The sequence below is a fragment of the Prevotella illustrans genome, from assembly GCF_017426725.1.
GTDB classification, from domain to species: Bacteria; Bacteroidota; Bacteroidia; order Bacteroidales; family Bacteroidaceae; genus Prevotella; species Prevotella illustrans.
On the sequence record NZ_JAERMS010000003.1, the window covers coordinates 1 to 18314 of the forward strand.

The following is an 18314-nucleotide window of genomic DNA, read 5'->3' on the forward strand; positions in this document are numbered from 1 at the left end:
TGACCCGATATTATTGATACTTGTAAACCTGTCCCCATTAATTTTCTACTGAGCCGAACTATGACACGGAAAGGTAAACCAAAAGATAAAAAGAAAGGCCGCCAACTGATGTTAGCGACCTTTACTATTGATGAGAATTGAATGAATTAGCTAATTTATTCCGCCTTTGCTTCTTCAGCAGTGGGAGCCTCTGCCACCTGTGCTTCAGCTACGGGAACCTCGACAGCCTCTTCCTTCTTGGTGGAACGGCGGCTACGACGAGTCTTCTTCTCTGCCTTCGGAGCCTTTGCCATGTTCTCGTCGAAGTCTACAAGCTCGATGAAAGCAATGGGAGCAGCGTCACCACGACGGGTACCCAGCTTGATTACACGGGTATAGCCACCCGGGCGGTCAGCCACCTTCGCAGCCACCTCGCCGAAGAGTTCCTTAATGGCTTCCTTGTTCTGAAGATAGCGGAAAACAACACGGCGGCTGTTAGTGTCATCTTTCTTTGAACGGGTCAAAAGGGGCTCTACATACTTCTTCAAGGCTTTTGCCTTAGCGAGGGTCGTAGTGATTCTTTTGTGCATAATCAACGACACGGCCATGTTGGCAAGCATGGCGTCGCGATGAGATGCAGTACGACCCAGATGGTTGAATTTTTTATTATGTCTCATTTTGTTTTTAATTGTTATGGATATTCACCCTCCAGATAATTGTAGTCGTGAGAAATCATCTTACCGGCTACAAGCTATATTTCAGATTACTCCTTATCCAGTTTATACTTTGAAATGTCGGTTCCAAACGACAGATTCAGACTCTCGAGCAAATCATCAAGCTCAGAAAGCGATTTCTTACCAAAGTTGCGGAACTTGAGAAGGTCGGTCTTGTTATATTGTACAAGATCGCCAAGTGTCTCGACATCGGCAGCCTTCAGACAATTAAGCGCACGGACAGAAAGATTCATGTCGACAAGCTTGGTCTTGAGCAACTGACGCATGTGCAGAACCTCTTCATCAAACTCCTGATTGTTTTCTGCGTCAGGACTCTCCAATGTTATCTTCTCGTCGGAGAAGAGCATGAAGTGATAAATCAGTATCTTGGCTGCTTCCTTGAGCGCATCCTTGGGGGATATGGAACCATCGGTCGTAACTTCGATAACCAGTTTGTCATAGTCGGTCTTCTGCTCGACACGATAAGGCTCTACTGAATATTTAACGTTACGAATAGGGGTGTAGATAGAATCGATTGGAATTACGTTGACATCTGTACAAAACTCACGATTCTCATCGGACGGAACATAGCCGCGACCTTTGTTGATCGTAAGATCTATTTGCATAGAAGCTTTGGCATCTATATGACAAATCACCAAATCAGGGTTTAACACTTCAAATCCAGTCAGATACTTGCCGATATCACCAGCTTTGAATTCTGTGGAATTCTCTACGGTGATACTAACTTTCTCGTTCTCGAATTCTTCTACTACTTGCTTGAATCTTACTTGCTTCAAATTCAAGATAATGTTAGTTACATCCTCCTTTACACCGGGAACGGAAGAGAACTCATGCTCAACACCCGCGATACGCAGAGTATTGATAGCATAACCTTCCAGCGATGAAAGAAGAATGCGGCGCAATGCGTTACCGATAGTAACACCAAAGCCCGGCTCAAGAGGACGGAATTCGAACTTGCCGAATTTGTCATTGGCCTCCAACATTACAACTTTATCAGGTTTTTGAAATGCTAATATCGCCATTAACTTAATGATTTATTTAGAGTACAACTCAACGATTAACTGCTCCTTGATGTTTTCCGGAATGTCGGCACGCTCCGGCTTGTGCAGGAACTTACCGCTCTTAGAAGTCTCGTCCCACTCTATCCATGGGTACTTGCTGTGATTGAAACCTGCAAGCGCAGTCTGGATAACTTCGAGAGACTTCGCTTTCTCACGAACACCAACGATCTGGCCAGGCTTAACTGCATAAGAAGGAATATTAACAACCTTGCCATCGACAACGATGTGCTTGTGACCTACCAGCTGACGGGCAGCGGCACGGGTCGGGGCTATGCCCAAACGGAACACTACATTGTCGAGACGGCTTTCCAAGTTCTGAAGGAGAACCTCACCGGTAATACCATCAGCCTTAGCAGCTTTTTCAAACATATTACGGAACTGACGCTCAAGAACACCATAAGTGTACTTAGCTTTCTGCTTCTCTGCCAACATGACACCGTACTCGGACATTTTCCGGCGACGGTTGTTGCCATGCTGTCCAGGAGGGAAGTTTCTCTTGGACAAAACTTTGTCGGCGCCAAAGATGGGTTCACCAAAGCGACGCGCAATTTTAGATTTCGGGCCTATATATCTTGCCATAATATAAAAATAATCTTGTAATTTGTATTTAAGAATTAAACCTTACGACGCTTGGGAGGACGGCAGCCGTTGTGTGGTAACGGAGTTACGTCAACGATTTCTGTAACCTCGATACCTGCGCCATGCACGGCACGAATAGCTGATTCACGACCATTGCCTGGACCCTTTACATAAGCTTTAACCTTACGAAGACCAAGATCGAAAGCTACTTTAGCACAATCCTCACCTGCCATCTGAGCAGCGTAAGGAGTATTCTTCTTTGAGCCACGGAAGCCCATCTTACCAGCAGAAGACCAAGAAATAATCTGACCTTCGCTGTTTGCTAAAGAAACGATGATATTATTGAATGAACTATGTACGTGGAGTTGACCAACTGCGTCAACGCGCACATTTCTTTTCTTGGATGTTGCTTTTGTTTTTGCCATAATAATTACCTCCTTAATTACTTAGTAGCCTTTTTCTTATTAGCAACAGTCTTCTTCTTTCCCTTACGGGTACGAGCATTGTTCTTAGTACTTTGACCGCGAACAGGAAGACCATTACGATGTCTAACACCACGATAGCAACCAATATCCATCAAGCGCTTAATGTTCATTTGGACCTCAGAACGGAGATCACCTTCTACTTTAAATTCAGCGCCGATAATTTCACGGATTTTAGCTGCTTGGTCATCAGACCACTCGCTGACCTTCAGGTCACGATTAACGCCGGCTTTATCCAATATCTTTGCTGAACTACTTCGACCAATACCATAGATGTAGGTCAATGCGATTTCGCCACGCTTATTTTGGGGCAAATCTACTCCAACAATTCTTATTGCCATTTGTAAATTGAATAAAAATAATAAAAAAATGTTTGATTCTCGTTAAAGAGCATGCAAAGTTAATCATTAATTTAGCAACGAATGATTAATTACAAATCTTTAACATCAACCCTGACGCATTTTGTACTTAGGGTTCTTTTTGTTGATAACGAACAGCCGACCTTTACGACGAACAATCTTACAGTCGGGTGTACGCTTCTTTAATGATGCTCTTGTCTTCATATCTATAATTGAATTATTTGTATCTGAATACGATTCTTCCTTTGGTCAAATCGTACGGACTCATCTCGACCTTCACCTTATCACCGGGAAGAATCTTAATATAGTGCATACGCATCTTACCTGAAATATGAGCTATAATCTGCACACCGTTTTCCAACTCAACACGAAACATCGCATTTGAGAGGGATTCTACGATTGTGCCATCTTGTTCAATAGCTGATTGCTTTGCCATAATAAATGTTTTGCGCTTCTAATTTAAATTGTCTATACGTAAATTTCCTTGCGACAGGAATTGTTGATATTCCCCCAAATAGAAATCTTTACTACCTACATCACAAATATCTTTACTACCTACATCACAAATAAGAATATCAGGATAGAGGAACGAAATCATATCCATTTGGAGGATGACCAAAGCAGGAATCGCATCCTGTAATTGCAAGTCTATAAGTAATTGTAAATGCTAACAGAAATTGACTGATAAATACAAAGTCTTAGTAAGCAGATACTCCACCCTTACGTGTACGACCAGAATTGAGAAGACCATCATAATGGCGCATCATCAGATGACTTTCCACCTGCTGGAGTGTATCTATAACCACACCTACCAAAATTAACAGAGAAGTTCCTCCAAAAAATTGAGAGAAAGAATCCTGAACATTAAGAAGATGAGCTAACGAAGGCATTACAGCAATGAAAGCAATAAATAATGAACCTGGCAAAGTAATACGAGACATGATGGTATCAATATACTCCGCGGTATCCTTACCTGGCTTGACACCAGGAATAAAACCATTGTTACGCTTCATATCTTCTGCCATCTGAGTTGGATTAAGCGTAATAGCCGTATAGAAATATGTGAAAGCAATGATCAGCCCCACATAAATGACATTATACAGTAGACTACGGTTGTCCATCAAAGAACGCATCAGCCAAGAAGAATTCTCTGCCTGGAAACGAACAATTACCAATGGAATGAACATCAATGCCTGAGCAAAGATGATAGGCATTACATTGGCAGCAAAAAGTTTCAAAGGAATATATTGACGTGCACCACCATACTGCTGATTGCCAACCAGACGCTTTGCATATTGTACAGGAACTTTGCGAGTACCTTGCACCAATAGAATAGATGCGCATACAACCGCATAGAGAATGAGAATCTCAACGATAAACATTACCAGTCCACCACCGGAAATGGCAGTAAAACGCGAACCGATTTCCTGCACGAAAGCCTGAGGCAGACGAGCAATAATACCGATCATAATGATTAATGAGATACCATTTCCTACTCCCTTATCAGTTATACGCTCACCCAGCCAAAGAATAAACATACTACCTGCGGCAAGAATGATGGTAGCAGGTATCATGAACACCGTCCAAGATATACCTGAAGCCAAAGCTTGACTTGCCTGAGCCTTCAAGTTAAGAAGGTAAGCAGGAGCCTGGAACAGCAAGATGGCCACAGTAAGCCATCTTGTGTACCAGTTTATTTTCTTATGGCCGCTTTCGCCTTCACGCTGCATCTTTTGGAAATAAGGAACAGCGACAGCGAGGAGCTGCATAACGATAGAAGCTGAGATGTAAGGCATAATTCCAAGTGCAAACATGGATGCATTGGAAAATGCACCACCAGAGAACATGTCCAAAAGCGACATAAGGCCGCCTGAGGTTTGCGACTGAAGTTTGTCCAACATGCTCGGGTTGATACCAGGAAGGACAACGAACGAGCCAAAACGGTAGATAGCCGTAAATAGAAGTACTACGAGGAGACGCTGACGCAAATCCTCAATCTTCCAACAGTTCTTTAGTGTCTCAATAAACTTTTTCATTTACTTAGATTATAGTTGCATTTCCACCCACTGCTTTGATAGCCTCTTCAGCAGTCTTTGAGAATGCATTCGCTTCAACATCAATTTTTGCTTTCAACTTGCCATCGCCAAGAATCTTAACAAGACCCTTACCTTTGGCGAGGCCGGCAGCCTGCAACTCAACAAGTCCGATTTTAGTCAAACTCTTTGACTCTGCCAAAGACTGAAGATCTGAAAGATTAACAACGATGTATTCCTTATGATTGATGTTTTTGAACCCAAACTTAGGAACACGACGCTGCAGTGGCATCTGACCACCTTCGAAACCAATCTTTCTCTTGTAACCAGAACGAGCCTTGGCACCTTTGTGACCACGGGTAGAAGTTCCACCGAGTCCTGAACCAGGACCACGACCAATACGTCGTTTAGAATGTGTAGCTCCTTTAGCCGGTTTCAAATTATGTAAATTCATCATCGATTCGATTTAAAAATTAATTATTCAACTACGGTTACCAAGTGATGAACCTTACGGATCATACCACGAACACTGGGACTATCCTCTACTTCAACAACTTGAGAAATCTTGCGAAGGCCCAAAGAGCGAAGTGTACGCTTCTGGTCTATAGGATAACCGATCTTGCTTTTAATCTGCTTGATTTTAATTGTTGCCATTGTTATGATCTCCTATTAGCCGTTAAATACTTTATCCATACTGATACCACGACAGCCAGCAACAGTATAGGCATCACGCATTTCACTGAGGGCCAAGATGGTTGCCTTTACGAGGTTATGAGGATTGGAAGAGCCCTTAGACTTTGCAATCACGTCAGATACACCGGCGCTCTCAAGCACTGCACGCATAGCGCCACCCGCCTTCAGACCGGTACCGGCTGCTGCAGGTTTCAAAAGGACCTGTGCGCCACCGAATGAGCATTCTACTTCATGAGGAACGGTACCTTTAAGAACAGAGACCTTAACAAGATTCTTCTTAGCTGACTCAACGCCCTTAGAGATAGCAGCCGTAACTTCGCCAGCCTTTCCAAGGCCCCAGCCGATTACACCCTTACCATCACCAACAACGACGATAGCAGCGAAAGTGAATGTACGACCTCCCTTTGTAACCTTTGTTACGCGGTTGATTGCAACCAGACGGTCTTTCAATTCAACATCACTATTAACTTTTACTTTATTCATTGCCATAATCGTTTAAAATTTAAGACCGCCCTTACGAGCACCATCAGCCAATTCCTTAACACGACCGTGATAGAGATAGCCGTTACGGTCGAAAACAACTGATTCTACACCAACTGCCTTTGCCTTTTCAGCAATCAATTCACCAACTTTGCCAGCCTGCTCACATTTAGCCATTTTTTCCAAGCCAAGTGAAGAAGCAGAAGCCAGCGTGTTGCCGGTCAGATCGTTAATAACCTGAGCATAAATCTGCTTATTAGAGCGGAATACGCTTAGGCGTGGACGCTCTGCTGTTCCGTTAACACTCTTGCGAATGCGAAACTTTATTTTAATTCGTCTTTCAACTTTCTTTGTTGTCATAATTGTAAATTCAATTAAAATTACTTAGCTGCAGCTGTCTTACCAGACTTTCTGCGAATAACTTCACCCTGGAACAAGATACCCTTGCCCTTATAAGGTTCAGGCTTACGGAAAGAACGAATTTTTGCACAGATAAGACCAAGCAAAGCCTTGTCGCAAGACTCCAACATGATAATTGGATTCTGGTTTCTTTCAGACTTCGTCTCAACCTTTACCTCCTTCGGAAGTTGCAAAAAGATAGGATGGGTATAACCCAAAGAGAATTCTACAAGATTCCCTTGATTTGAAACACGATAACCTACACCGACAAGCTCTAAAGTCTTCTTATAACCCTCACTTACACCAACAACCATGTTATTGACAAGTGAACGATAAAGACCATGGAAAGCCTGCTTCTGTTTCACGTTTACCGGGCTATTCTCATCTACTTCAAACGTTATCTGACCATCTTGATTAGTAAACTTAATAGAAGGATCAATCTTCTGAACAAGTTCGCCTTTAGGGCCTTTAACAGAAACTACATTTGTACTCTTGTCAAAGTTCACTGAAACTCCGGCAGGAACAATAATTGGCAATTTTCCTATTCTTGACATATTCAATCCTCCAATTAATAAACGTAGCAAAGAACTTCACCGCCAATCTTAAGATCAGCAGCTTCCTTGTTTGTCATTACACCCTTAGACGTGGATAAGATAGCAATACCCAGTCCATTAATTACTCGCGGCATGTCTTTATAGCCAGTATACTGGCGAAGACCTGGAGTAGATACGCGCTTCAAACATTTGATCGCGTTTTGCTTTGTTTCAGGGTTATACTTCAAAGCTACTTTGATAGTACCCTGAGGTCCATCCTCGATGAATTTGTAATTGAGAATGTAACCCTTCTCGAAGAGGATCTTCGTGATCTCTTTCTTCAAGTTTGACGCAGGAACCTCAACAACACGGTGATGTGCCATGATCGCGTTTCTGAGTCGAGTCAGATAATCTGCTATTGGATCTGTCATAAAATATAAATGTTTAATTAATCGGGACTACCCCGACAATATTAAAAAGTCTATTTGTGCAACTCACAATAATTAGTGAATAGCGCGGAAAGTCACTTCGTAGCTAATCACTAACAATTGCGTATTGGCTTTTACCAGCTTGCCTTCTTAACACCAGGAATGAGACCCTGTGAAGCCATCTCACGGAACTGGATACGTGAAAGACCAAACTGACGGATATATCCTTTTGGACGTCCCGTGATCTTACAACGATTGTGAAGACGGATAGGGTTGGCATTCTTTGGGAATGACTGGAGCTTACGAGCAGCCTCGTATGCCTCAGCCGGATCCTCTGCGGTAGCTATAACCTTTTTAAGAGCTGCGCGCTTCTCAGCGTAACGAGCAACAAGCTTTGCGCGCTTCACTTCGCGAGCTTTCATTGATTCTTTTGCCATAATGCTTAATCGTTTTTAGCGTTCTTGAAAGGAAGGCCGAAAGCCTTGAGGAGAGCAAAACCTTCTTCGTCAGTCTTAGCTGTAGTTACGAAAGTGATGTTCATACCCTGGATGCGGTCTATCTCATCAATGTTAATTTCAGGGAAAATAATTTGTTCGGTGATACCCAAGGTGTAATTACCACGACCGTCAAATTTACTTTCAATACCCTTAAAGTCACGGATACGGGGCAAAGCGACACGAACAAGTTTCTCAAGGAACTCATACATACGCTCACGACGCAATGTTACCATAACGCCAATAGGCATCTTCTTACGAAGCTTGAAATTAGCGATATCCTTCTTTGAATAGGTAGCAACAGCCTTCTGACCGGTGATAGTCGTTATTTCATTAACGGCCACATCAACAATCTTCTTGTCTTGTGTTGCGTCACCCAAACCTTGGTTGATAACAATCTTCTGCAGTACAGGTATCTGCATAACTGAAGAGTAGTTGAATTGTTTCTGCAACGCAGGTGCAATCACCTCTTTATATTGCTTCTTTAACTGTGCTGTTTCCATTACTTAATTTCCTTCCCAGACTTTTTAGCGATACGAATCACGTTCTTGCCCTCGTGCTTGATAGCAACACGCGTAGGCTTACCGCTCTTAGGATCAATTAAACTCAAATTAGAAATATGGATTGGAGCCTCCTGCTTTACAATACCTCCCTGAGGATTCTTAGCCGATGGCTTCGTGCTCTTTGAAACAAGATTCACGCCTTCTACGATGGCACGGTTCTTTTCAACCAACACCGTGAGCACCTTACCAGTCTTGCCCTTATCGCCACCGGCAAGGACAACTACTGTATCGTCTTTCCTTATATGTAATTTACTCATTACTTTTAAAATTAAATCATTAAAGAACCTCAGGTGCCAAAGAAACGACCTTCATGTTCACTGCACGGAGCTCACGAGCAACAGGACCAAAGATACGGCTTCCACGAAGCTCACCTGCGTTGTTGAGCAGTACGCAAGCATTGTCGTCAAAACGGATATATGAGCCGTCTGCACGACGAATCTCCTTCTTTGTACGTACAATCAAAGCTTTAGATACCGCACCTTTTTTCAAATCACTTGATGGGATAACGTTCTTGACTGCAACGACAATCACGTCACCAACACTTGCATAACGGCGGCCTGTACCTCCAAGTACACGAATGCAAAGCGCTTCGCGTGCACCGCTGTTATCACATACTGTAAGTCTTGATTCTGCTTGTATCATAATTACTTAGCTTTTTCAACAATTTGAACTAATCTCCATCTTTTTGTCTTCGACAAAGGACGGGTTTCCATAATGAGAACGGTATCGCCTATATTAGCTTCGTTCTTTTCATCATGAGCATGGTACTTCTTTGTCTTCTGGACAAACTTACCATAAATAGGGTGCTTTTCTTTGAACTTAGATGCAATAACAATGGTTTTATCCATTTTGTTGCTGATGACAACACCCTGTCTTACTTTTCTTAAATTTCTTGTTTCCATCTGGACCATTATTATTTATTAAGTTCTCTCTGACGAAGTTCGGTTTTCATGCGGGCGATGTCACGACGAGCGGCCTTAATCTGAGATGGATTCTCAAGAGGAGCGATTGTGTGATTCAGCTTCATCTGATTCAGCTTTTCCTGTTCCAGCTCCAACTTCTCAACCAAGTCCTTGGTTTCGAATTCTTTTACTTCTTTAATCTTCATAATTAAGCGTTTTTATCGAAATCACGTCTTACAACAAACTTTGTCTTAACTGGCAGCTTCTGAGCAGCAAGGCGAAGGGCCTCTTTTGCTATATCGAAACTTACACCTTCTACTTCAAAGAGGATGCGGCCTGGCGTAACCGGTGCAACCCATCCGGCAACATCACCTTTACCCTTACCCATACGTACGTCAGCAGGCTTACGTGTGATTGGCTTATCAGGGAAAATACGGATCCAAACCTGACCTTCACGGTTCATGTAGCGGTTCACAGCTACACGGGCTGCTTCTATCTGGCGGCTGTCAATCCATTTAGCCTCAAGTGTCTTGATACCGAATGAACCAAAAGCCAGTTGTGTTCCTCTGTGGGCGTTGCCTTTATTGCCGCGCCCGTCTTGAGGTCTTCTATATTTTACTCTTTTTGGCTGTAACATGATAGCTTCTTACTTTTAACGGTTATTGTTTCTCTTGCGATTACCACGGCCACTACGGCCACCATTGTTAGAACGGCCACCATTCTGCTTCTCCTGGGCAAAGTTAGGTGTTAAGTCACGCTTTCCGTAAACTTCACCACGGCAAATCCATACCTTAATACCCAGCAGACCCACCTTCGTGAGGGCTTCAGCCTGACAGTAATCAATGTCTGCGCGGAAAGTATGCAACGGGGTACGACCTTCCTTAAACATTTCCTTACGAGCCATTTCTGCGCCATTCAGACGACCGGTAATCTGGACCTTAATACCTTCAGCACCTGCACGCATCGTGTTCTGAACAGCCATCTTGATGGCACGGCGATATGAAATCTTGCCTTCCACCTGGCGAGCGATGTTGTTACCTACGATACTGGCATCAAGTTCAGGTTTCTTTACCTCAAAGATATTAATCTGAATGTCCTTCTTATAGAGCTTCTTCAGCTCTTCTTTCAATTTGTCAACGTCTTGACCACCTTTACCAATGACGATACCCGGACGGGCAGTACAAATAGTGATGGTGACGAGCTTCAATGTACGCTCAATGACAATGCGGGAAACACTGGCTTTAGCCAAGCGCTCGTTCAGATACTTGCGGATTTTCCGATCCTCTACGAGGTTGTCTCCGAAGTCCTTGCCACCGAACCAATTTGAATCCCAACCACGGATAATACCAAGTCGGTTTGCTATTGGATTAACTTTCTGTCCCATTCTATTTATTATTTTTCGTCATTAGTTTTGGCATCTACAAAAAGAGTTACGTGGTTAGAACGCTTACGGATTCTGTAGCCACGACCTTGTGGTGCCGGTCTCATACGTTTCATTGTAACACCTTCGTCAACGAAGACTTTGCTTATAAAAAGCTCACCGTCTTCAGCCTTACGGTCATTTTTGGTTTCCCAGTTAGCAATAGCCGAACGCAGAAGTTTCTCAACATCTGCCGCTGCCTGCTTCTTCGAGAACTTAAGTACTCCGAGGGCGCGGTTTACCTCAAGGCCACGAATCATGTCTACTACGTAGCGCATTTTACGTGGAGAGGAAGGAACGCCATTGAGCTTAGCGAAGTACAGATTTTTGCGTGCTTCCTTTAATTTTTCAGCAACGATATGTTTTCTTGCTCCCATTATTAATTCTTAATTTTAAATGGTTTAAACCCGCTTACCTCTTATTGTTACCTGCGTGACCACCAAAGCGGCGTGTGGGAGAAAACTCTCCGAGCTTATGGCCTACCATATTTTCAGTAATGTAAACGGGGATAAATTTATTTCCGTTATGAACTGCAACAGTGTGTCCCACAAAATCAGGGGAAATCATTGATGCTCTGGCCCATGTCTTAACGACATTCTTCTTACCACTTTCATTCATGGCAAGAATCTTCTTCTCGAGAGATACGTTGATATATGGACCTTTTTTAAGTGAACGACTCATAATTTACTCTTTATTTTTTCTTGTTTGCTCTTTCAATAATATACTTGTTAGAAAGCTTCTTAGGTGCACGAGTCTTGAGACCCTTAGCGTACAAGCCCTTACGTGAACGTGGGTGTCCACCAGACTGACGGCCTTCACCACCACCCATCGGGTGATCAACAGGATTCATTACAACACCACGGTTGTGAGGACGACGGCCCAACCAGCGAGAACGGCCGGCCTTACCTGACTGTTCCAAAGCATGATCAGAGTTGCCCACACTACCTACAGTAGCTTTACAAGCAGAGAGAATCTGACGAGTCTCACCTGAAGGGAGCTTGATGATACAATAGCTACCTTCACGAGAAGTCAACTGAGCAAAATTACCAGCCGAACGAACGAGCAACGCACCCTGTCCCGGACGCAATTCAATATTATGAATTACAGTACCTACAGGAATGTTGGCCAAAGGAAGGGCATTACCAACTTCAGGAGCAGCGTCTGCACCCGACATCAATGTAGCGCCTACTTGCAGTCCGTTAGGAGCAATAATATAACGTTTTTCACCATCAGCGTAGAAAAGCAAAGCAATGCGAGCAGACCTGTTAGGATCATACTCGATTGTCTTAACTACAGCTGGAACACCATCTTTCTCACGTTTGAAGTCGATCAGACGATACTTCTTCTTATGGCCACCGCCAATATAGCGAACGGTCATCTTACCGGTGTTGTTTCGACCACCGGTAGAACGCTTACCGTAAACGAGAGACTTTTCTGGCACGGATGCAGTAATTTCCTCGAACGTGCCAATAACCTTGTGTCTTTGTCCCGGGGTTACCGGTTTTAATTTACGTACTGCCATTTTTTATTTAAATATTGCTGTAAAAATCAATTGTTTCGCCATCCTTAATTGTTACGATGGCCTTCTTGAACGCATTTCTTTGTCCCTTCACGAGACCTGCCTTGGTATAGCGGCTTGAGCGCTTGCCGGCATAACGAAGTGTGTTCACGTCTTCAACTGTAACGTTATACAGACCCTCGACCTCTTTCTTAATCTGGAGTTTGTTAGCCTCAGGACGAACGACAAAACCATAACGGTTTGGCTTCTTTTCTGTTATTTTGGTCATCTTCTCAGTGACCAGAGGTTTAATGATAAATCCCATATCTAAATTCTCCTTAATTATTTAGTTAAGACAGCATCGATTGCCTTCAAAGAACCTTCTGCTATGACAAGAACATCCGCATTCAAAACTTTATAAGTATTGAGTGTAGATGCGGCCATAACTTCAGCTCCCTGTAAGTTACGAGCGGACAAATATACATTTTTATTTGGTTCTGGCAAAAGGACAAGAATTTTCTTGCCTTCGACTTTAAGATTTTTAGTGATATTTATAAAATCTTTTGTCTTGGGAGCTTCCAAAGTGAAGTCTTCAACAACAACAATACCGTTGTCCTGAGCCTTGTAGGAAAGAGCTGACTTACGAGCAAGAACCTTAACTTTCTTGTTCAACTTGAAGTCATAGTTGCGAGGCTTCGGGCCGAATACGCGACCACCACCTACAAGAACCGGAGAGTTGATATCACCACGGCGGGCACCACCGCCACCTTTTTGGCGACCAAGCTTGCGAGTAGAACCACTTACCTCACTTCTCTCTTTTGACTTAGCTGTACCCTGACGCTGTGCTGCGAGATACTGCTTTACATCAAGCCAGAGAACGTGATCGTTAGGCTCAATTCCGAAGATAGCCTCATTCAGGGTTACCTTTCTTCCGGTCTCCTGACCGTTGATATTTAAAACGCTAACTTCCATTATTTCTCAATTAAAACAGTTGAACCATTGCATCCAGCGAAAGAACCTTTTACAATGAGAAGATTCTGTTCTGGAATTACTTTTAACACCTGGAGATTCTGAGTCGTAACTCTGTCACCTCCCATTTGGCCCGCCATGCGCATGCCCTTGAACACCTTTGCGGGGTAAGAACAAGCTCCGATAGAACCCGGCTTACGAGCACGGTCATCCTGACCATGAGTAGACTGACCTACACCACCGAATCCGTGACGCTTAATTACGCCTTGGAAGCCTTTACCTTTAGATGTACCTACAACGTCAACGAACTTTGTGTCATTGAAAAGTTCTACTGTAAGCGTGTCACCGAGGTTATACTCCTCATCAAACTTGAACTCGGCCAAGTGCTTCTTAGGTGTTGTGCCGGCCTTCTTGAAGGTTCCCATCAAAGGCTTAGAAGTATTTTTCTCCTTCGTCTCGCCGAAACCAAGCTGAACAGCCTTGTAACCATCTTTCTCTACGGTTTTAACCTGGGTTACAACACAAGGACCTGCTTCGATAACAGTGCACGGTACATTCTTACCGTCGGCACTGAAAACGGATGTCATTCCGATTTTTCTTCCAATTAATCCTGGCATTTCAATATAATTTAAAAATTAAAAATCCGATTTTTTACTTCATTAAACCTTGATTTCAACTTCAACACCTGAAGGCAATTCAAGTTTCATCAGCGCGTCAACAGTCTTAGCGGTAGAGCTGTAGATGTCGATGAGACGCTTGAAATCAGAGAGCTGGAATTGCTCGCGAGATTTCTTGTTAACGAAAGTACTACGGTTTACTGTAAAAATACGCTTGTGAGTTGGCAATGGGATAGGACCGCTAACGATAGCGCCTGTAGCCTTCACAGCTTTTACAATCTTTTCAGCTGACTTATCAACCAGTTGATGGTCATAAGACTTCAGCTTGATTCTGATTTTCTGACTCATAATTAATTAAATGTATTGTAATTTAAAATTTATAGTGAAAGAAGGGAGAGACTCTACTTAAGAGTCATTCGCTAAACAGAGTCTCTTTTCCTTTTTTTATTCAATTAGAGAAGTTCGGAATGACCTTTTACTTCATCCAACACAGTCTTGGCAATGCTTGAAGACAATGGTTCATGATGATCATATTCCATTGTACTGGTCGCACGACCTGACGTAATGGTACGAAGAGCGGTTACGTAACCGAACATTTCTGCCAGCGGAACCATGGCCTTAACGATACGGGCGCCACTACGAGCCTCTTCCATACCCTGTACCATACCGCGGCGCTTGTTCAAGTCACCGATAACGTCACCCATGTTCTCTTCCGGCGTAACAACCTCTACCTTCATGATAGGCTCCATCAGTACGGGCTTGGCTTTCGGACAAAGCACTCTGAATGCTTGATGAGCTACCAATTCGAAAGACAACTGGTCAGAGTCTACGGGGTGGAAGCTACCGTCGGTAAGCGTTACCTTCATACCGGTCATTGGGAAACCACCGAGTACACCGTTCTTCAGACAATCCTGGAAGCCTTTCTGTACTGATGGGATGAATTCCTTAGGCACGTTACCTCCCTTAACCTCGTTGATAAACTGCAAATCGCCTTCTGTGTAATCCTCGTCCTTAGGACTGATCGTTACATCAATACAAGCAAACTTACCGCGACCACCAGACTGCTTCTTATAAGTTTCACGGCTCTGGGCAGTACCCATGATGGCTTCCTTGTAGTTAACCTGTGGCTTACCCTGATTACATTCTACCTTGAACTCTCTCTTCAGACGGTCGATGATGATGTCCAAGTGAAGCTCACCCATACCCGAGATAATGGTTTGACCACTCTGCTCGTCGGTACGCACGGTGAAAGTAGGATCTTCCTCGGCCAATTTGGCAAGACCGTTATCCAACTTGGTGATATCAGCCTGACTCTTCGGCTCTACCGCAATAGAAATCACGGTGTCGGGGAATGTCATGGATTCGAGCACGATAGGATGGTTCTCGTCGCAAAGCGTATCGCCGGTACGGATATCCTTGAATCCTACACCGGCACCGATATCGCCGGCGTCAATCGAATCCATAGGGATTTCCTGCTTCGAGTTCATCTGGAACAAGCGACTGATACGCTCTTTCCTGCCCGAACGAGGATTATAAACGTAAGAACCGGCGGTAATCTTTCCTGAGTAAACGCGGAAGAATACCAAACGACCCATGAATGGATCGGTAGCGATCTTAAACGCAAGAGCCGATGTAGGCTCTGCCTCAGAAGGCTTACGATCTTCCTCTTCTTCTGTATCAGGATTGGTTCCTACAATCGCTTCGGTATCCAAAGGTGAAGGCAGGAATGCGCAAACATAGTCGAGCAATGGCTGAACACCTTTGTTCTTATAAGAAGAACCTAATGTCATAGGAGTCAAGTCCATAGAGATAGTGCCCTTACGGATCGCCGCGATCAGCAATTCCTCGGGAATATCTTTGCCTTCAAGATACAGCTCCATCAACTCATCGTCAAAATTAGCCGCGTTCTCTACCATCTTGTCTCTCCACTCATTTGCCTCGTCTACCAGGTCAGCGGGGATTTCCTCTACATCGTATTCCGCGCCCATCGTTTCATCGTGCCACAGAATCGCTTTCATCTTGATCAGGTCAACAATGCCCTTGAAGTTTTCTTCAGCGCCGATTGGAATCTGAACAGGACAGGGATTAGCGCCCAGGATATCCTTCATCTGCTGTACCGTTTCAAAGAAGTCCGCGCCGGAGCGGTCCATCTTATTAACGTAGCCGATGCGAGGTACGTTGTATTTGTCAGCCTGACGCCATACAGTTTCCGACTGCGGCTGCACACCGTCGGCAGCAGAATAAGTAGCCACGGCGCCATCGAGCACACGGAGAGAACGTTCTACCTCAGCGGTAAAGTCAACGTGCCCCGGAGTGTCGATCAAGTTTATCTTATAAGAGTTACCCTGATAATTCCAATTACAGGTTGTAGCTGCAGAAGTAATCGTAATACCACGCTCCTGCTCTTGGGCCATCCAGTCCATGGTTGCAGCCCCATCGTGTACCTCACCTATCTTATGAGTCTTGCCCGTATAAAACAGAATACGCTCAGAAGTCGTTGTCTTACCGGCATCAATGTGAGCCATAATACCGATATTACGAGTCAAATGTAAATCGCGATTTGCCATTTTCTTTTTACCTTATTTAATTAGAATCTGAAATGAGCGAACGCGCGGTTAGCCTCGGCCATGCGATGCATGTCCTCCTTACGTTTGAACGCGCCACCCTGATTGTTGTAAGCGTCCATGATCTCTGCGGCAAGCTTGTCTGCCATCGATTTACCACTGCGCTTACGGGCAAAAGCAATAAGATTCTTCATCGAAATACTTTCCTTACGATCCGGACGGATTTCTGTCGGAACCTGGAAAGTTGCGCCACCGATACGGCGACTCTTCACTTCCACCTGAGGAGTGATGTTGTCCAAGGCCTGCTTCCAGATTTCAAGAGGCGACTTCTCTTCTTTTTCCATCTTTCCTTTAACGACATCAAGAGCGTTATAGAAAATCTGGTAAGAGATGGTCTTCTTGCCATCATACATCAAGTGATTCACGAACTTAGAGACCTTCTGGTCGTTGAACACGGGATCCGGCAGGACCACCCGCTTCTTTGGTTTTGCTTTTCTCATTTTAAAATAAAAAATTTGTAGTCTGCGGAGGCTGTAATAATGTTTTGTCTTCAACGTTCGCTCCCGAACATTTACTCAACCCGTTTAACAATTCTCCAGCAAAACAACTGTAAATATAAAATAAAGATGTAGAGCTCCCAGCCCTCAGCCTTATGGCTCTCGGCTCTCAGCTCTCAGCTAAATTACTTCTTAGCTGCCTTTGGACGTTTAGCGCCATACTTGGAGCGGCGCTGTGTACGGTTGGCCACGCCGGCGGTATCCAATGTTCCACGGACGATATGATAACGTACACCAGGCAGGTCCTTTACACGACCACCACGCACCAGCACGATTGAGTGCTCCTGCAAGTTGTGGCCTTCTCCCGGAATATAGGAGTTGACTTCTTTCTGATTTGTTAAACGAACACGGGCAACCTTACGCATTGCCGAATTAGGCTTTTTAGGAGTGGTTGTGTAAACACGAACACAAACGCCACGACGCTGAGGACATGAGTCCAAAGCCGGCGACTTGCTCTTGTCTACCAAGACTCTTCTGCCTTTTCTTACCAATTGTTGAATTGTAGGCATAATTTTACTTTTAAAATTTATATATTTATTTTGTTTATAATCAGAGAATTACAGAAACAGGTATAATATCCCCATTTCGGGCTGCAAAGGTAATAAGTTTTTTTGAGACTGCCTAATTAATAGAACTATAAACAAATAATCAAGTAGATTATTTAACATAATATAAGCATTATTTAATATCGCAATCTGACAAATCATGATATGATCACCCCATTATGCTCCCATCTGAATGGACAAATGTCAATCGTTTATGGGAGGGCGGACAGGCGTCCCGGTGACGAAGGTTCCTGTCTCATCACTTGTAAGCCCATCCTGACTCCATGATTTTGTTAGAAAAAACTACCTGATTTTAACACTTCCGCAACATGTCATCTAAGTGCCGGCACGCTGAAAAAGCCCTTCGGTTTGTCGATTTTGACCCCCTTTTATGCTCAAAGCTATCCTTTTATCGGCTAAAAGCA

General features: G+C 43.8%; 32 protein-coding genes. All 32 read right to left on the bottom strand.

Going from position 1 to position 18314, the window contains the following annotated elements:
• Positions 1 to 155 precede the first annotated feature (155 nt).
• The 32 genes from rplQ to rpsL all read right to left on the bottom strand — a co-directional run bounded on the left by rplQ (position 156) and on the right by rpsL (position 17853).
• Complete coding sequence (gene rplQ / locus JHU38_RS01550; RefSeq protein ID WP_107581716.1) at positions 156 to 656, bottom strand: 50S ribosomal protein L17; 501 nt, start codon at positions 654 to 656, stop codon at positions 156 to 158.
• Between the two features lie 86 nt (positions 657 to 742).
• Entirely contained in the window at positions 743 to 1735 is a 993-nt protein-coding gene (locus tag JHU38_RS01555) for a DNA-directed RNA polymerase subunit alpha (protein WP_107581717.1), read from the bottom strand.
• 12 nt (positions 1736 to 1747) lie between these two features.
• Entirely contained in the window at positions 1748 to 2353 is a 606-nt protein-coding gene (gene rpsD / locus JHU38_RS01560) for a 30S ribosomal protein S4 (protein WP_107581718.1), read from the bottom strand.
• A gap of 35 nt (positions 2354 to 2388) precedes the next feature.
• Complete coding sequence (gene rpsK, locus JHU38_RS01565; RefSeq protein ID WP_004369556.1) at positions 2389 to 2778, bottom strand: 30S ribosomal protein S11; 390 nt, start codon at positions 2776 to 2778, stop codon at positions 2389 to 2391.
• A gap of 17 nt (positions 2779 to 2795) precedes the next feature.
• Positions 2796 to 3176 (bottom strand): 30S ribosomal protein S13, encoded by a 381-nt coding sequence (gene rpsM, locus JHU38_RS01570; protein WP_107581719.1) that lies wholly within the window; start codon positions 3174 to 3176, stop codon positions 2796 to 2798.
• A gap of 105 nt (positions 3177 to 3281) precedes the next feature.
• Positions 3282 to 3398 (bottom strand): 50S ribosomal protein L36, encoded by a 117-nt coding sequence (rpmJ, locus tag JHU38_RS01575; RefSeq protein WP_009160995.1) that lies wholly within the window; start codon positions 3396 to 3398, stop codon positions 3282 to 3284.
• A 13-nt stretch (positions 3399 to 3411) separates the two neighbouring features.
• Positions 3412 to 3630, bottom strand: coding sequence for a translation initiation factor IF-1 (gene infA / locus JHU38_RS01580; protein WP_004341775.1), 219 nt, complete (start codon positions 3628 to 3630; stop codon positions 3412 to 3414).
• Positions 3631 to 3892: 262 nt separating this feature from the next.
• Positions 3893 to 5230: a preprotein translocase subunit SecY gene (gene secY, locus JHU38_RS01585; RefSeq protein ID WP_107581721.1), complete on the bottom strand. Its 1338-nt coding sequence runs from the start codon at positions 5228 to 5230 to the stop codon at positions 3893 to 3895.
• Between the two features lie 4 nt (positions 5231 to 5234).
• Positions 5235 to 5681 carry a 50S ribosomal protein L15 gene (rplO, locus tag JHU38_RS01590; protein ID WP_107582363.1) on the bottom strand — a complete coding sequence of 149 codons (447 nt, stop codon included), beginning with the start codon at positions 5679 to 5681 and terminating at the stop codon, positions 5235 to 5237.
• A gap of 23 nt (positions 5682 to 5704) precedes the next feature.
• Positions 5705 to 5881, bottom strand: a complete 177-nt coding sequence (gene rpmD, locus JHU38_RS01595) for a 50S ribosomal protein L30 (RefSeq protein WP_107581722.1) — start codon at positions 5879 to 5881, stop codon at positions 5705 to 5707.
• Between the two features lie 15 nt (positions 5882 to 5896).
• Entirely contained in the window at positions 5897 to 6409 is a 513-nt protein-coding gene (rpsE, locus tag JHU38_RS01600; protein ID WP_107581723.1) for a 30S ribosomal protein S5, read from the bottom strand.
• A 6-nt stretch (positions 6410 to 6415) separates the two neighbouring features.
• A complete protein-coding gene (gene rplR / locus JHU38_RS01605) occupies positions 6416 to 6760 on the bottom strand; it encodes a 50S ribosomal protein L18 (protein WP_107581724.1) in 345 nt (114 codons plus the stop codon).
• 20 nt (positions 6761 to 6780) lie between these two features.
• Entirely contained in the window at positions 6781 to 7353 is a 573-nt protein-coding gene (gene rplF, locus JHU38_RS01610) for a 50S ribosomal protein L6 (RefSeq protein WP_107581725.1), read from the bottom strand.
• 14 nt (positions 7354 to 7367) lie between these two features.
• Positions 7368 to 7763, bottom strand: a complete 396-nt coding sequence (rpsH, locus tag JHU38_RS01615; RefSeq protein WP_107581726.1) for a 30S ribosomal protein S8 — start codon at positions 7761 to 7763, stop codon at positions 7368 to 7370.
• 131 nt (positions 7764 to 7894) lie between these two features.
• Positions 7895 to 8197 carry a 30S ribosomal protein S14 gene (rpsN, locus tag JHU38_RS01620; RefSeq protein ID WP_107581727.1) on the bottom strand — a complete coding sequence of 101 codons (303 nt, stop codon included), beginning with the start codon at positions 8195 to 8197 and terminating at the stop codon, positions 7895 to 7897.
• A gap of 5 nt (positions 8198 to 8202) precedes the next feature.
• Positions 8203 to 8757 carry a 50S ribosomal protein L5 gene (gene rplE, locus JHU38_RS01625; RefSeq protein ID WP_107581728.1) on the bottom strand — a complete coding sequence of 185 codons (555 nt, stop codon included), beginning with the start codon at positions 8755 to 8757 and terminating at the stop codon, positions 8203 to 8205.
• Positions 8757 to 9074, bottom strand: coding sequence for a 50S ribosomal protein L24 (rplX, locus tag JHU38_RS01630; RefSeq protein WP_107581729.1), 318 nt, complete (start codon positions 9072 to 9074; stop codon positions 8757 to 8759). Before rplX ends, rplE begins: the two co-directional genes overlap by 1 nt.
• 19 nt (positions 9075 to 9093) lie before the next feature.
• Positions 9094 to 9459 carry a 50S ribosomal protein L14 gene (gene rplN, locus JHU38_RS01635; protein ID WP_089543923.1) on the bottom strand — a complete coding sequence of 122 codons (366 nt, stop codon included), beginning with the start codon at positions 9457 to 9459 and terminating at the stop codon, positions 9094 to 9096.
• Positions 9460 to 9461: 2 nt separating this feature from the next.
• Positions 9462 to 9728 (bottom strand): 30S ribosomal protein S17, encoded by a 267-nt coding sequence (gene rpsQ, locus JHU38_RS01640; RefSeq protein WP_107581730.1) that lies wholly within the window; start codon positions 9726 to 9728, stop codon positions 9462 to 9464.
• A gap of 2 nt (positions 9729 to 9730) precedes the next feature.
• Positions 9731 to 9925 carry a 50S ribosomal protein L29 gene (gene rpmC, locus JHU38_RS01645; protein WP_107581731.1) on the bottom strand — a complete coding sequence of 65 codons (195 nt, stop codon included), beginning with the start codon at positions 9923 to 9925 and terminating at the stop codon, positions 9731 to 9733.
• 2 nt (positions 9926 to 9927) lie between these two features.
• Complete coding sequence (rplP, locus tag JHU38_RS01650) at positions 9928 to 10356, bottom strand: 50S ribosomal protein L16 (protein WP_107581732.1); 429 nt, start codon at positions 10354 to 10356, stop codon at positions 9928 to 9930.
• A 15-nt stretch (positions 10357 to 10371) separates the two neighbouring features.
• The gene (gene rpsC, locus JHU38_RS01655) at positions 10372 to 11103 is read right to left on the bottom strand and encodes a 30S ribosomal protein S3 (protein ID WP_107581733.1); all 732 of its coding nucleotides are present in this window, start codon (positions 11101 to 11103) and stop codon (positions 10372 to 10374) included.
• A gap of 8 nt (positions 11104 to 11111) precedes the next feature.
• The gene (rplV, locus tag JHU38_RS01660) at positions 11112 to 11516 is read right to left on the bottom strand and encodes a 50S ribosomal protein L22 (RefSeq protein WP_107581734.1); all 405 of its coding nucleotides are present in this window, start codon (positions 11514 to 11516) and stop codon (positions 11112 to 11114) included.
• Between the two features lie 34 nt (positions 11517 to 11550).
• Positions 11551 to 11820, bottom strand: a complete 270-nt coding sequence (gene rpsS, locus JHU38_RS01665; RefSeq protein WP_107581735.1) for a 30S ribosomal protein S19 — start codon at positions 11818 to 11820, stop codon at positions 11551 to 11553.
• Positions 11821 to 11830: 10 nt separating this feature from the next.
• Positions 11831 to 12661: a 50S ribosomal protein L2 gene (rplB, locus tag JHU38_RS01670; protein ID WP_107581736.1), complete on the bottom strand. Its 831-nt coding sequence runs from the start codon at positions 12659 to 12661 to the stop codon at positions 11831 to 11833.
• 7 nt (positions 12662 to 12668) lie between these two features.
• The gene (gene rplW / locus JHU38_RS01675) at positions 12669 to 12962 is read right to left on the bottom strand and encodes a 50S ribosomal protein L23 (RefSeq protein WP_107581737.1); all 294 of its coding nucleotides are present in this window, start codon (positions 12960 to 12962) and stop codon (positions 12669 to 12671) included.
• 17 nt (positions 12963 to 12979) lie between these two features.
• A complete protein-coding gene (rplD, locus tag JHU38_RS01680; RefSeq protein WP_107581738.1) occupies positions 12980 to 13609 on the bottom strand; it encodes a 50S ribosomal protein L4 in 630 nt (209 codons plus the stop codon).
• Positions 13609 to 14223 carry a 50S ribosomal protein L3 gene (rplC, locus tag JHU38_RS01685; protein WP_107581739.1) on the bottom strand — a complete coding sequence of 205 codons (615 nt, stop codon included), beginning with the start codon at positions 14221 to 14223 and terminating at the stop codon, positions 13609 to 13611. Before rplC ends, rplD begins: the two co-directional genes overlap by 1 nt.
• Positions 14224 to 14265: 42 nt before the next feature.
• Positions 14266 to 14571 carry a 30S ribosomal protein S10 gene (rpsJ, locus tag JHU38_RS01690; RefSeq protein WP_006283658.1) on the bottom strand — a complete coding sequence of 102 codons (306 nt, stop codon included), beginning with the start codon at positions 14569 to 14571 and terminating at the stop codon, positions 14266 to 14268.
• A 104-nt stretch (positions 14572 to 14675) separates the two neighbouring features.
• Positions 14676 to 16790, bottom strand: coding sequence for an elongation factor G (gene fusA, locus JHU38_RS01695; protein ID WP_107581740.1), 2115 nt, complete (start codon positions 16788 to 16790; stop codon positions 14676 to 14678).
• Between the two features lie 20 nt (positions 16791 to 16810).
• Positions 16811 to 17287 carry a 30S ribosomal protein S7 gene (rpsG, locus tag JHU38_RS01700; RefSeq protein WP_107581741.1) on the bottom strand — a complete coding sequence of 159 codons (477 nt, stop codon included), beginning with the start codon at positions 17285 to 17287 and terminating at the stop codon, positions 16811 to 16813.
• Between the two features lie 182 nt (positions 17288 to 17469).
• Entirely contained in the window at positions 17470 to 17853 is a 384-nt protein-coding gene (gene rpsL / locus JHU38_RS01705; RefSeq protein ID WP_025881971.1) for a 30S ribosomal protein S12, read from the bottom strand.
• Positions 17854 to 18314 lie beyond the last annotated feature (461 nt).